Below are 12,947 nucleotides of genomic sequence, written 5' to 3'. Positions count from 1 at the left end.
CGAAATTTCAACCAAGCCGGAGGACGTGACGATGCAAGGCAACAATCTCCTGGAGCTGGCGGGTGCGATTTCTTCCGGCGCGGTGCGCGTCGTCGATCTGACCTTCACGCTCAGTCCGGACTTTCCGGTCATCGTGCTGCCGCCGGAGTTCGGCCAGGCGGCGCCCGTCCGCATCCAGGAAATCTCGCGATACGACGGTCGCGGCCCGGCCTGGTACTGGAATAACATTACGTTTGGCGAACACACCGGCACGCATTTCGATGCGCCGATTCACTGGTTCACCGGCAAGAACCTGCCGAACAATGCCGTCGACACGATGCCGGCCAAGGACATGATCGCGCCGGCCTGCGTCATCGATTGCTCCGCGCAGGCGGCCCAGGATCCCGATTTCCTGCTGACCGTCCCGCTCGTCGAAGCCTGGGAAGCAAAGCACGGCCGGATCCCCGAGCGGAATTGGGTGCTGCTCAGGACCGACTGGTCGAAGAAGGGCTGGCGCGACTACTCCAATCTCGGGGATGACGGCGCGCACACGCCGGGCCCGAACCCGGATGTCATGAAGTGGCTGGTGGAGGAGCGCGGCATCATCGGGTTTGGCACCGAGACCATCGGCACGGATGCGGGGCAGGCCGGGCATTTCGAGCCGCCTTATCCCGCGCATCACTTCCTCCACGGCGCGGGCCGCTACGGCCTGCAATGCCTGTGCAACCTGGATCAGCTTCCGGCCACCGGGGCCGTCATCGTGGCTTCGCCACTGAAGATCCAGAACGGTTCCGGCAGTCCGCTTCGCGTCATCGCGCTGGTCTCGTCAACCTGAAGCGGAAGAATGGCGCTTGCCAAGCAGAACAAGAAATTCTCACGAAAGACAGGTGCCATGAACTTGATCAAGGGCTTGCTGGCCTCCACCGCATTGCTTCTTGCCGTCCCGCAGCTTGCGCAGGCCGAGATCCTCGTCGGATTCGTCACCGGCCTCAGCGGGCCGGTGTCGTCGATCGGAATCCCGAACGCGAAGGGGATCGCGGCGGGGCAGGCCTATATCGGCGAGATCGGCGGCGAGAAGCTCCGGCTTATCCAGCTCGATGACGGCTCCGATCCGACCGCGTCGGCGCGCAATGCCCGCAAGCTCGTCGAGCAAGAGAAGGTCGATGTGCTCATCGGCACGTCCGGCGCACCCCAGACGCTCGCGATGGCAACTGCGGCCATCGAGATGAAGATTCCGATGATCGCGGTGTCCCCGATCGCGCCGGTGCCCGCAGGCGATGGCGGTCCCTGGGTCGTCCAGACACCGCAACCAACGCCACTTCTCGTGCAAGGCATTGTCGACCATATGAAAGCGAAGGGCCTGAAGACCGTCGCGTTCATTGGCTTCTCCGATGCGTTCGGCGACCTCATGTACAATTCGCTCGAGCAGAGTGCGAAGACGGCCGATATCAAGGTCATCGCCAACGAACGCTACGCCAGGTCGGATTCCTCGGTGACCGCCCAGGTGCTGCGCGCACTCGCCGCGCGTCCCGACGCCATCATGCTCGGCGGTACCGGGACGCCCGGCGCGTTGCCGGTCATCGCCTTGTCCGAGCGCGGCTATAAGGGGCCGCTGTACGGCAATCACGGGCTGATCAGCGCCGATTTCCTCCGTCTTGCCGGCAAGGCCGCCAACGGCATCATCTGCCCGACCGGGCCGGTGACCGCGGCGGAGCAGCTTCCGGCCAGCAATCCGATCCAGAAGGTGGCCCTGGATTTCCGTGCGGCCTTCGAGAAAGCGAACGGCGAGGCGCCCACGGATTCGTTTTCGTCCTATTCCTTCGATGGCTGGCTGGTGTTCGCCGATGCCGCCAAGCGCGCGATGGCAACCGGTGCCAAGCCCGGCTCGCCGGAATTCCGTACCGCGCTTCGTCAAGCGCTGTTCACGACCAAGGAGGTCGTCGGGACGCAGGGCGTCTACACCTACTTGCCGGCGGATCGGCATGGCGTCGACGCTCGTTCGCGCATCCTGGTCCAGATCGAGGACGGCAAATACAAGCTGTTGCCCTGAGGCGGAAGCATGATCGTGACGGAGAACGAGGCGCCGGCGAACACCAGCGAAGCGCCGGCCTGGGCGCGCGCTGCGACGTCGTTTCCGCCGTCGGACCGGATTCTGTCTACCATTCTCACGCGGCAGGCCGAGCGCTATGGCGATCGCGTCCTGCTGGTCGCGGGTGAGACGCGCTGGACCTTTGCACAGACCGCGGCGATCGCGGCCGCGTCGGCCCAGGCGCTCGCCGATGCGGGGATCAAGCCGGGCGATCGGGTCGCGCTGATGTGTTCGAACCGTCCGGAGTTTTTGCAGGTCTATCTCGGCTGTGCGTGGCTCGGAGCCATCGCAGTCCCGATCAATACCGCGCTCCGCGGTTTCCAGCTCTCCCACATCTTCCGCAACTCGCGTCCCGCGCTCCTTGTCGTCGAGGCTCAGTTCGTTGTCGCGATCGAGAGTGTCGAGGCGGGTGTCGAGCTGCCGCCCCGGACCTGGATCATCGGGGCTGCCGCCGATGCAATCGATGCCAGGCTTGCCGCGTCACCGTTGCCGGCGCTCGGAGCCGCGGCCCCGGCGGGTGCCGTGCGTCCTGGCGATACCGTCGCGATCCTCTACACGTCGGGCACCACGGGGCCTGCAAAGGGTGTGTGCTGTCCGCAGGCGCAGCTGTTCTGGTGGGGCATCTATTCGGCGCGGGCGCTCGGCGTCCGCGAGGGCGATGTGCTGTTCACGACGCTGCCCCTGTTCCACACCAACGCGCTGAATGCGTTCTATCAGGCGCTCCTGAACGGATGCACCTATGTGCTGGAGCCGAAATTCTCCGCCTCCGGCTTCTGGGCCGCCGCGCAACGGCACAATGCGACGGTCGGCTATCTGCTCGGCGCGATGGCATCGATGCTTCTGGCGCAGCCGAAGAATGCGAACGATTCGGCGCATCGTCTGCGCGTTGCGCTTGGCGGCGGCGTGCCGCCGCAAATCCACGGTCCGTTCATCGAGCGGTTTGGCGTGCCGCTGGTCGACGGCTACGGGTCGACCGAGACGAACTTCGTGTTCGCAGGCACGATCCCGTCCGATCGCCCGGGGACGATGGGTTATCTCGCCGACGGAATCGAGGCGCGGGTCGTCGACGAGGATGATTCACCGCTTCCGGATGGACAGGCCGGGGAGCTCCTGCTTCGCGCAAGAGAGCCCTTTGCCTTCGCCACCGGCTATTTCGGCATGCCGGAGAAGACGGTCGAGGCGTGGCGAAATCTGTGGTTTCACTCGGGCGATCGGGTCGTCCGCGACCCTGACGGACACTATCGCTTCATCGATCGCATGAAGGATTCCATCCGCAGGCGCGGCGAGAACGTATCCTCGTGGGAGGTCGAGCAGACCATCCAGTCCCATCCCGCGGTCGCCGCCTGCGCGATCTACCCGCTGCCTTCGGAATTGGGAGAGGACGAGGTTGCGGCTGCGATCCTGCTGGAACCGGGCCAATCGCTGGAGCCCGTCGACATCATCAGGCATTGCGAAGGGCAGATCGCCTATTTCGCCATCCCGCGCTATGTGCGGATTCTGAGCCAGATGCCGTTGACGGAGAACGGCAAGATCAAGAAGGGCGTGCTGCGCGAGGCGGGCGTCACCACGGACACATGGGATCGCGAGGCGGCCGGAGTGAGGTTGCGGCGCTGACCGTCGGTCCGCTCAGGGCTTTTGCAGCGCGTCCTTGACGGCGCCCTTGAGCTCGTCGAGCTCGCCGATCAATCCGTCGAACCGGTCTGCCGGGAAATCCGCCAGCAGCTCGGCAAGCCACGCGCCGTGGCTCTTGGCCATTCGCCTGAAGGCCTTGCGGCCTTCGACCGTCATGCAGACGATCTGCACGCGGCGGTCGAGGTTCGACGGCGTGCGGGTGATGTATCCGTCTTCGACCAGGCGGTCCACGATCGGTGTCAGGTTCCCGGCCGAGACCATCAGGCGCTTGGGCAGCTCTCCCAGCACGAGTCCGCTCGGCTCGCGGTCGAGCTGCGCGAGAACGTCGAAGCGGGGCATCGTGAAGTCGAATTCTTCGCGAAACCGGCGCCGCAGCTCCCCTTCGATCAGGGTCGTGCAGGCGAGCAGCCGGAGCCAAACTCGCGTTTGAGCCCTGTACTCGGCCTCCTGATCCGCCCCATTCTTGGCTGAAACAGGCGTGGGCTCCTTCGCGAGTGCCAATCGAATCTCCCGGGCTTGGTGGCCTGACGAAAGCTGATGCAGCTTTCGCGGATGCCGGCAAGATAGTTCGTGCCAAAAGTAAATTCAAGGCTGAGCCCGGGTGCCCCGGAATCGGCTCTGCCGTGTGTCCAATTTGATCGTATCTCAAGATCGACGCTGTGGCGCCGGGGGCGTCGCCCGGGCTCCTTGCAGAACCCACCTTGACAAGGCCCGTGCCGACAAAATACTTTATGCTTAAAATAATTCGGGCGCGAGCTCGGCAAACGGCGCGGCGCGCGAAAGCGAGGGATCATGCGCATAGTCTGTATCGGCGGCGGCCCGGCGGGTCTCTATCTGGGCCTGCTGATGAAGCGCCGGCATCCGGAGCACGTCATCACGGTCGTCGAACGCAACAAGCCCTACGATACGTTCGGCTGGGGGGTCGTGTTCTCCGATGCCATGATGACCGCGATGCGGCTTGCCGACCCCGAGAGCGCCGCCGAGATCGAGGACGCCTTCAATCACTGGGACGATATCGAGCTCGTCTTCAAGGGCACGCGCCAGCGCACGACCGGCCATGGCTTCATCGGTATCGGGCGCAAGCATCTGCTCAACATCCTTCAGAGGCGCTGCGAGGCGCTGGGTGTCGAGCTCGCCTTCGAGCGCGACGTCGAGTCCGATCTCGAATTTCCCGACGCCGACCTGATCGTCGCCTGCGACGGCGTCAATTCCAGAATCCGCGCCCGCTATGCCGAGCAATTCCAGCCCGACATGGTGATCCGGCCGAATCGCTACATCTGGCTCGGCACCAAGAAGGCGTTCGACGCCTTCACGTTCGATTTTCAGAGGACCGAGCACGGCTGGTTCCAGGCGCACATCTACAAGTTCGATGCGGAGACCTCGACCTTCATCGTCGAGACCACGGAAGAGGCCTACAACGCCCACGGGCTTGGCGAGCTCGATCAGCAGGCGTCGATCGATTTCTGCGAAAAGATCTTCGCAGAGACGCTCGATGGCGCGAAGCTCCTGACCAACGCCCGCCATCTGCGCGGCTCGGCGTGGCTCAATTTCAGCCGCCTGATCTGCGGCAAATGGAGCGTGTTCAACGGCAAGTCTCATGTCGTGCTGATGGGAGACGCCGCGCACACCGCGCATTTCGCGATCGGGTCGGGCACCAAGCTCGCGCTCGACGACGCCATCGAGCTCGCCAACCAGTTCGATCGCCATGGTCACGGTCGCGCCGGCATCGAAACCGTGCTGGAAGCCTATGAAGAGGTGCGCCGCGTCGATGTCGCGCGCATCCAGAACGCGGCGCGCAACGCCATGGAATGGTTCGAGGTGGTCGGCCGGCGCTATGCCGACACGCTCGAGCCGCCGCAATTCTTCTATTCGATGCTGACCCGCTCCCAGCGTATCAGCCACGAAAACCTTCGCCTGCGCGACCGCGCCTGGCTGGAAGGTTTTGAGCGCTGGTTCGCCGCGCGCTCGGGCATCGCCGTCAAGGACGGCGAGCGGGTGCCGCCGCCGATGCTGACGCCGCACCGCGTGCGTGGCCTTTCGCTTGCGAACCGCATCATGGTGTCGCCGATGGCGATGTATTCGGCCGAGGACGGGCTCATCAACGACTTCCACATTGCCCATCTCGGTGCGCGTGCCATGGGCGGCGCCGCGCTGATCTTTGCCGAGATGACCTGCGTCTCGCCAGATGCGCGGATCACGCCGGGCTGCCTCGGGCTCTGGAACGATGCGCAAGAAGCGCAGTGGCGCCGGCTGGTCAAGCTGGTCCACAGTCTCGGACACGCCAAGGTCGGAATTCAGCTCGGCCATGCCGGGCGCAAGGGCGCGACCAGAGTGCCATGGGAAGGAATCGATCAACCCCTTGAATCCGGAGAATGGCCTCTGATCTCCGCGTCAGCGTTGCCGTATCTGGCTCACAGCCAGTTGCCGCGGGCGATGGACCGCAGCGACATGGACCGCGTGCGCGACGATTTCGTCGCGGCGACACATCGCGCCGAGGCCGCCGGCGTCGAGTGGCTCGAGCTGCATTGCGCCCACGGTTATCTCCTGTCGAGCTTCCTGTCGCCGCTGACCAACCGGCGCACGGACGAATACGGCGGCAGTCACGAAAACCGTGCGCGCTTTCCGCTGGAGGTGTTCAAGGCGATGCGCGCGGTGTGGCCGGCCGATCGGCCGATGTCGGTGCGTCTGTCCTGCCACGACTGGACCGAAGGCGGCAACACTCCGGCCGATGCGGCGATCTTCGCCGCGATGTTCAAGGAGGCGGGGGCGGACGTGATCGATTGTTCGTCGGGGCAGGTCTGGAAGGAGGAGCGGCCGATCTATGGGCGCCTGTTCCAGACGCCGTTCGCCGACCTGATCCGCAACGAGGTCGGCATCGAGACCATCGCAGTCGGCGCGATCTCCGAGGCCGACCACGCCAACTCGATCCTCGCGGCCGGCCGCGCCGACCTCTGCGCCATTGCGCGGCCGCATCTTGCCGACCCGGCCTGGACGTTGCACGAAGCCGCGCGCATCGGCATCACTGCGATCAGTTGGCCGAAGCAGTATCTGTCCGCCAAGGGGCAATACGAAACCAATCTGGCGCGCGCTGCGGCAGCTAGCGCGCAGTGAGCGGAGGAGGGATCAGATGAGCTCCGTGGCAAAGGTCATCAAGCGGGACTGGCTGGACTGGCCGTTCTTCGAACAGCGCCACCACACGATCGGTGACCGGCTCGACCGCTTCGTGCAGTCGGGGGTTCTCGACACAATCGATCACGGCGATGTCGACGCCGCCTGCCGCAGGCTCGTGCGCGCGATGGGCGAGGCGGGGGTGCTCGATTGCGCGGTTGCGGCGCCCGACGGCGATGCGACGACGATCGATTCCCGCTCGATCTGCCTGTCGCGCGAGTCGCTGGCCTATGCCGACGGCCTCGCCGATTTCGCCTTCGCCATGCAGGGGCTCGGCTCCGGCGCCATCGCGCTCGGCGGTTCGGCCGAGCTGCGCAAGGCCGTGCTGCCGAAGGTTCGCTCCGGCGAATGGCTTGCGGCCTTCGCGTTGTCCGAGAAGGAGGCGGGGTCGGACGTCGCGGCGATGTCCTGCACCGCGCGCGCCGACGGCAACGACTACATCATCGACGGCGAGAAGACCTGGATCTCCAACGGCGGCATTGCCGACGTCTACACGCTGTTTGCGCGAACCGGCGAGGCGCCGGGCGCGCGTGGCATCTCGGCCTTCGTCGTCTTTCCCGATGATCCCGGCTTCGGCATCGCCGACCGCATCGACGTCATCGCGCCGCATCCGCTGGCGACGTTGCGCTTTGCCAATTGCCGGATCCCGGCGAGCCGTCGCCTCGGCGCGCCGGGCGGCGGGTTCAAGCTGGCGATGCAGACGCTGGATATTTTTCGCGCATCGGTCGCGGCCGCAGCTCTCGGCTTTGCCCGGCGGGCGCTCGACGAGGCGCTGTTGCACGCGCGCAGCCGGCGCATGTTCGGCGCGACGCTGGGAGATCTCCAATTGACCCAGGCCGCGCTCGGCGACATGGCGACCGACACCGACGCCGCCGCGCTCCTGACCTATCGCGCGGCCTGGCGCCGCGATGTCCAGAAGCTTTCGACGACGCGCGAAGCTGCAATGGCGAAGCTGACGGCGACCGAGACCGCCCAGCGCGTCATCGATCGCGCGGTCCAGATGTTCGGCGGACGCGGCGTGCGCAAGGGTGAGGTCGTCGAGAGCCTCTACCGCGAAATCCGGGCGTTGCGCATCTACGAGGGCGCGACCGAGGTCCAGAAACTGATTGTGGCGCGTGATTTACTGAAGTCGCGCTGAGACGATAGAGAGAAACCGATGAGCGTGATGAGACAGCCGGGCGCAGCGGCTCCCGACAAGGCGAATGGTTTGCAGGTGCTCCAGCCCGGCGGCTGGCCGCAGCCAAAGGGATATGCGAACGGCATGATGGCCGACGGGCGTCTCGTCGTGACCGGCGGCGTAGTCGGCTGGGACGTTTCAGGCCGGTTTGGCGACGGATTTGTTGCGCAGGTCCGCCAGGCGCTCGAAAACATCGTCGCGATCCTGGCCGAAGGCGGCGCGCGGCCGGATCATCTGGTTCGTCTGACCTGGTATGTCGTGGACATGGACGAATACGTCTCCAATCTCAAGGCGCTCGGCAAAGCCTATCGCGAGGTGATCGGCACCCACTATCCCAGCATGGCACTCGTTCAGGTCGTGCGTCTTGTCGAGCCGGCCGCGCGCGTCGAGATTGAAGCGACGGCTGTCGTCCCGCGTTGACGGACTGCGGCCTAGACTGCCCGCTCGACGTGGGCCCGGATCGCATTGCGTGCGATGTCGATCCAGCCATGCCTGAGTTTCGCTGGGGCAACTCAGTGGCTGGACATTGGCGTGGTCTTGATCCGCTCCCGCAGACGCTGGAATGTCACGTAGAGCGTCGGGACGAGAAAGATGCCGATTGAGCTTGCCGCAAGCATGCCCGCAAATACCGCCGTCCCGACGGCTCTGCGGCTGAGCTCCGCAGCACCGGTTGCAATCACGAGCGGCAGGAGGCCGAGGATGAAGGCGACTGACGTCATCATGACCGCGCGAAAACGCATATGCGCGCCCTGGATCGCGGCGTCGTCGAGCGCGACGCCCGCTTCGCGTCGCTCCTTGGCAAATTCGACGATCAGAATGCCGTTCTTGGCGGCGAGCGCGATCAGGACCACGAGCCCGATCTGGCCGTAGAGGTCGAGATTGAGGCCGGCGAGCTTGATGCCGACATAGGACCCGAGCACGCCGACGACGACCGACAGCAGCACCGGGATCGGGATCACCGTGCTCTCATAGAGCGCCACCAGGAACAGGTAGGCAAACAGCACCGCAAGCATGAGCACGATGCCGGTCTGGCCGGCGGCCTGCTGCTCCTGATAGGCGGTGCCGGTCCACGCGAACCTGTAGCCCGCGGGCAGCACGGTGTTGGAGATGTCTGCCATCGCGGCCATCGCGGTTCCTGAGGAGACGCCCGGCGCCGGGCTGCCGTTCACCGTCACCGATCGATAATTGTTGTAGCGGGTGATCACCTGAGGCCCGGTCACGATCTTGATCCCGGCGAGCGACCTGATCGGGACCATCTGGCCGGCGCCGTTGCGCAGATAGATCCGCCAGATGTCCGAAATATCGGCGCGGTCGAACGCTTCGCCCTGAACGTTGACCTGCCAGGTGCGGCCGAACAGGTTGAAGTTGTTGACATAGATGCCGCCGAGCGTCGCCTGCAAGGCCGTGAAGATGTCGCTGACCGTCACGCCGAGCGCCTGCGCCTTGCGGCGGTCGATGTCGAGATAAACGGATGGATTGGTCGCAGTGAAGGTCGAAAACACACGCGCAAGCCGTGGATCGGCGTTGGCTGCACCGATCAGCGCTCCTGTGACGCTGGAGATCGCGGCCGGGCTCTGTCCTTCCAGCGCCTGAAGCTGGTATTCGAACCCGCCTCCGGTGGAGAGCCCAATGATCGGCGGCAGATTGAACGGCAACACGTTGGCCTGTCGAATCTGTGCGCCGGCTGCGAAGGTTTGCCGGATCAGCGCCTGCGCGGAATCGGCTGCCGCCTTGCGATCGGAAAACGGCTTCAGGCGCGTGACCACCAATGCGCTGTTCGGCTCGGACGCGCCGTCGAGCAGGGAAAAGCCTACGATGGCAAGGACGTGATCGACGGCGGGAATCTGCTTCAGGAGATCCTCGATCTGTTGGGTGACTTCGCTGGTTCGCGCCACCGATGCGCCGTCTGGCAGTTGCACCGAGGTGAAAAAGGCGCCCTGGTCTTCCTCGGGGAGGAAACCTGTCGGCGTGATCAGCGACATGCCGAAGATGCCGGCGGCAAGGACAGCGACGAACGGCAGTGAGAGACCCGCCACGCGCAAAAGGCGGCGGACGCCGCCGCTGTAGCGGTCGCGCAGCCAGTCGATGAAGCCGAGGACGCGCCCCATGATGCCGCGCCTGGGCCCGGTGTGGCGCAGGAACAGCGCGCACAAGGCGGGCGACAGCGTCAGCGCGTTCAACGCCGAGATCATCATCGCGGCGCTGATCGTCACCGCAAACTGGCGAAACAGCGTTCCGGAAATGCCGGGAATGAATGCGATCGGCACGAAGACGGAGAGCAGCACCAGGGTGATCGCGATGATCGGCGCGGTGATCTGGGTCATGGCCTTCTTGCTGGCCTCGGCGGGGGAAAGGCCCGGCTCCTCCTCCATCACCCGCTCGACGTTCTCGACGACGACGATGGCGTCGTCCACCACGATGCCGATGGCGAGCACCATGGCCAGCAAGGACACCGTGTTGGCCGAATAGCCCAGCACCAGCAGGACGGCGAAGGTGCCGATCAGGCTCACCGGAACGGCAACGGCCGGGATCACCGTGGCCCGCAGATTGCCGAGGAAGAGGTACACCACGATCACGACCAGAATGAAGGCCTCGCCCAGCGTCCGCAAGACCTCCGTGATCGTGTCGCGCACGAAGCTCGTGGAATCGTATTGCACGAGGTAGCTCAGGCCGGCAGGGAAACGCAGCGACAGCCGCTGCATCGTCGCCGCCACGGCCTGTGCGGTGGTCATCGCATTGGCACCCGGCGCCAGATAGATCGCGATCGGCACGGCCGCGCGGCCGTCGATCCGCGCTTCGCTGTCGAGATTTTGCGCACCCATCTCGACACGGGCAACGTCCTTCACGAGCAGTGACGAGCCGTCCGGGTTGGCACGCAGAACGATATTGGCAAATTGGTCGACGGTGGCGAGCCTGCCCAGGGTCTGCACATTGAACTGGAGCTGCTGGTCGTCGCTGATCGGACGTGCTCCGATGCGCCCCACAGGCGCCTGGACGCTTTGCGTGCGGATCGCGGCAATGACATCCGATGGCGTGAGATCGAGGCTGGTGAGCCGCTGCGTATCGAACCAGATCCGCATCGAGTAGTTCATCTTGGCGAACAGGTTCGCCTGGCCGACGCCGGGCGTACTGGCGATCGCATCAAGCACATTGATGATCGCGTAGTTGGTGATGAACAGCGGATCCTGCTGGCCATCGGCGCTGTAGAGCACGAGGAATTGCAGGATCGACGACGACCGCTTGTGCACCGTCACTCCCTGCTGCTGCACTTCGGTCGGTAATTGCGACAGAGCGCTCTGCACGCGGTTGTTGACGTTGACGGTATTGATGTCGGGGTTGGTGCCGAGCGCGAACGAAACCGTCAGCGTGTAGCTGCCGTCATTGGCGCTGGTCGATTTCATGTAGAGCGCGCGGTCGACGCCGATGATTTGCGCCTCCAGGGGTTGGGCGACGCTGCTCTCGACCACCTCGGCGGATGCGCCGGGGAAGGTGCCGGAGACCGTGACCTGCGGCGGCACGATGTCCGGAAATTGCGCCACCGGAATCTGCATCAACGCCAGCGCGCCGGCGATGGTGATGATGAAGGCGATCGCCATCGAAAGCCGCGGGCGATCGATGAAGACGGCAGATATCATGGTTTGCGGTCCTGCGGGCGGGTCGTGCCGGAGGCACCGTGATCCGCTTGCGGAGCCGGGGCGTCCGCGGCGGGCTTCATGCTCGACAGGATCAGCGGACTTGCCGGTCCCGGCGAAACGGTCTGGCCGGGACGAACTCGCTGCAAGCCCTCCGCGATGACCTTGTCGCCGGCCGCAAGTCCGGCGATCACGGCGGCGATGGTCGTGGTCGATTGTCCGAGCTGGATGCGGCGCTGCTCGGCCTTGTTGTCGGCGCCGACAGCCAGCACATAGTCGCCCTGCTGATCGGAGAGCACGGCGGCGCGCGGGATTGCCAGCACCTCGACCGGCTGGACGCCCTCCAGCACGACGGTGACGAACTCGCCGTCGGTGAGCTCGTGGACGGTGACGCCAGCCGCCGAAGAAGCCCGCAGGATCGGATTGCCGATCTCCCCGCGTACGATGATGGTATCGGTGCCCTGGGCGATGGTGTTGTCGACGAAATTCAGCCTGCCGGAGTGGCCGTACATGCGGCCATCGGGCAGTCGCAGCCTGATCACCACCGCGTCCAGGCCGCCCTGTGGTCCGTATCGTTCGCGCAGCTCGAGTCCCTGGCGGAGCGGCACCGGGAAGGTGACATACATCGGGTCCTGGCTGACGATGGTGGTCAGCACGCCCGAGCTCGGACCGACGACATTGCCTTCGGTCACCGCCGTGCGTCCGATCTTGCCGGCAATCGGCGCGTTGATCATCGTGTAACCGAGATTGATCCGGGAGGCTTGGACCTGGGCTTGCGCGGCTTGCACCTGGGCTTCGAGGCTGAGCTGGTTCGCGATCGCCGCATCGTAGGTGGATTGTTGCCCGGCAGGGCCTCCGAGCAGGGTCCGCGCGCGTTCGGTCGTCAATTTGGCATTGTCGAGCGTTGCCTGGAGCTGCGCGACCTGCGCCTGTTTCGATGCGAGATCCGCTTCGAAGGGACCACGCTCGAGCCGATAGAGCTCATCGCCTTCCTTGATCTCGGCGCCCTCGTCGAACAGGCGCTTGTCCAGAAATGCCGTCACGCGCGCGACCACGCTGACCCGATTGATCGCCTCGATCCGTCCAAGAAATTCGCTGGTCTCGGTGATCGGCCGCCTGGTGGCTTCCACGACGCCGACGGCAGGGGCTCCGGCCGCGGCGGGTTGTGTCCGGGCGGTCCCACCGGCGATGATCGTCAGGAGAGTTGCCGCCAGCAGCCTGATCGAGACCCCAGCAAGGTTCATTGTCCGCTCCTTGCTCCAGACTTGAG

At 65.1% G+C, this 12,947-nt stretch carries 9 protein-coding genes; 6 read left to right on the top strand and 3 right to left on the bottom strand.

Annotation, left to right across the window (positions count from 1 at the left end):
* Positions 1 to 31 precede the first annotated feature (31 nt).
* The 3 genes from BM118_RS08270 to BM118_RS08260 are packed head-to-tail and all read left to right on the top strand — an operon-like array spanning position 32 to position 3,682.
* The gene (locus BM118_RS08270; RefSeq protein WP_177234098.1) at positions 32 to 814 is read left to right on the top strand and encodes a cyclase family protein; all 783 of its coding nucleotides are present in this window, start codon (positions 32 to 34) and stop codon (positions 812 to 814) included.
* A 57-nt stretch (positions 815 to 871) separates the two neighbouring features.
* The gene (locus BM118_RS08265; protein ID WP_177234097.1) at positions 872 to 2,029 is read left to right on the top strand and encodes an ABC transporter substrate-binding protein; all 1,158 of its coding nucleotides are present in this window, start codon (positions 872 to 874) and stop codon (positions 2,027 to 2,029) included.
* A 9-nt stretch (positions 2,030 to 2,038) separates the two neighbouring features.
* On the top strand, positions 2,039 to 3,682 hold the full coding sequence (locus tag BM118_RS08260; RefSeq protein ID WP_092183867.1) for an ATP-dependent acyl-CoA ligase: 1,644 nt from the start codon (positions 2,039 to 2,041) through the stop codon (positions 3,680 to 3,682).
* 12 nt (positions 3,683 to 3,694) lie between these two features.
* On the opposite strand, the gene BM118_RS08255 is transcribed toward BM118_RS08260, so the two are convergent.
* Positions 3,695 to 4,201, bottom strand: a complete 507-nt coding sequence (locus BM118_RS08255) for a MarR family winged helix-turn-helix transcriptional regulator (RefSeq protein WP_092183865.1) — start codon at positions 4,199 to 4,201, stop codon at positions 3,695 to 3,697.
* Positions 4,202 to 4,492: 291 nt separating this feature from the next.
* Here BM118_RS08255 and BM118_RS08245 point away from each other — a divergent pair, with 291 nt between their 5' ends.
* Genes BM118_RS08245 through BM118_RS08235 form a run of 3 tightly spaced genes read left to right on the top strand, consistent with a single transcriptional unit; the run spans position 4,493 to position 8,465 of the window.
* On the top strand, positions 4,493 to 6,811 hold the full coding sequence (locus BM118_RS08245; protein WP_092183862.1) for a bifunctional salicylyl-CoA 5-hydroxylase/oxidoreductase: 2,319 nt from the start codon (positions 4,493 to 4,495) through the stop codon (positions 6,809 to 6,811).
* Between the two features lie 16 nt (positions 6,812 to 6,827).
* Positions 6,828 to 8,006 carry an acyl-CoA dehydrogenase family protein gene (locus tag BM118_RS08240; protein WP_092183860.1) on the top strand — a complete coding sequence of 393 codons (1,179 nt, stop codon included), beginning with the start codon at positions 6,828 to 6,830 and terminating at the stop codon, positions 8,004 to 8,006.
* Positions 8,007 to 8,024: 18 nt separating this feature from the next.
* Positions 8,025 to 8,465 (top strand): RidA family protein, encoded by a 441-nt coding sequence (locus tag BM118_RS08235; RefSeq protein WP_092183858.1) that lies wholly within the window; start codon positions 8,025 to 8,027, stop codon positions 8,463 to 8,465.
* A 92-nt stretch (positions 8,466 to 8,557) separates the two neighbouring features.
* On the opposite strand, the gene BM118_RS08230 is transcribed toward BM118_RS08235, so the two are convergent.
* Positions 8,558 to 11,680, bottom strand: a complete 3,123-nt coding sequence (locus BM118_RS08230; RefSeq protein ID WP_092183856.1) for an efflux RND transporter permease subunit — start codon at positions 11,678 to 11,680, stop codon at positions 8,558 to 8,560.
* Complete coding sequence (locus BM118_RS08225; RefSeq protein ID WP_092183854.1) at positions 11,677 to 12,921, bottom strand: efflux RND transporter periplasmic adaptor subunit; 1,245 nt, start codon at positions 12,919 to 12,921, stop codon at positions 11,677 to 11,679. Before BM118_RS08225 ends, BM118_RS08230 begins: the two co-directional genes overlap by 4 nt.
* Positions 12,922 to 12,947: the final 26 nt, after the last annotated feature.

Source organism: Bradyrhizobium sp. cf659, from assembly GCF_900113725.1.
Taxonomy (GTDB): Bacteria; Pseudomonadota; Alphaproteobacteria; order Rhizobiales; family Xanthobacteraceae; genus Bradyrhizobium.
The sequence above is the reverse complement of the archived record's forward strand: the minus strand, read 5'-3'. Positions and strand labels throughout refer to the sequence as shown.

Bases quoted from the DNA above. Each gene is read 5' to 3' on its own strand.
- BM118_RS08225 (WP_092183854.1), bottom strand. From the start codon at position 12,921: ATGAACCTTGCTGGGGTCTCGATCAGGCTGCTGGCGGCAACTCTCCTG.
- BM118_RS08260 (WP_092183867.1), top strand. From the start codon at position 2,039: ATGATCGTGACGGAGAACGAGGCGCCGGCGAACACCAGCGAAGCGCCG.
- BM118_RS08230 (WP_092183856.1), bottom strand. From the start codon at position 11,680: ATGATATCTGCCGTCTTCATCGATCGCCCGCGGCTTTCGATGGCGATC.
- BM118_RS08245 (WP_092183862.1), top strand. From the start codon at position 4,493: ATGCGCATAGTCTGTATCGGCGGCGGCCCGGCGGGTCTCTATCTGGGC.
- BM118_RS08235 (WP_092183858.1), top strand. From the start codon at position 8,025: ATGAGCGTGATGAGACAGCCGGGCGCAGCGGCTCCCGACAAGGCGAAT.
- BM118_RS08265 (WP_177234097.1), top strand. From the start codon at position 872: ATGAACTTGATCAAGGGCTTGCTGGCCTCCACCGCATTGCTTCTTGCC.
- BM118_RS08270 (WP_177234098.1), top strand. From the start codon at position 32: ATGCAAGGCAACAATCTCCTGGAGCTGGCGGGTGCGATTTCTTCCGGC.
- BM118_RS08240 (WP_092183860.1), top strand. From the start codon at position 6,828: ATGAGCTCCGTGGCAAAGGTCATCAAGCGGGACTGGCTGGACTGGCCG.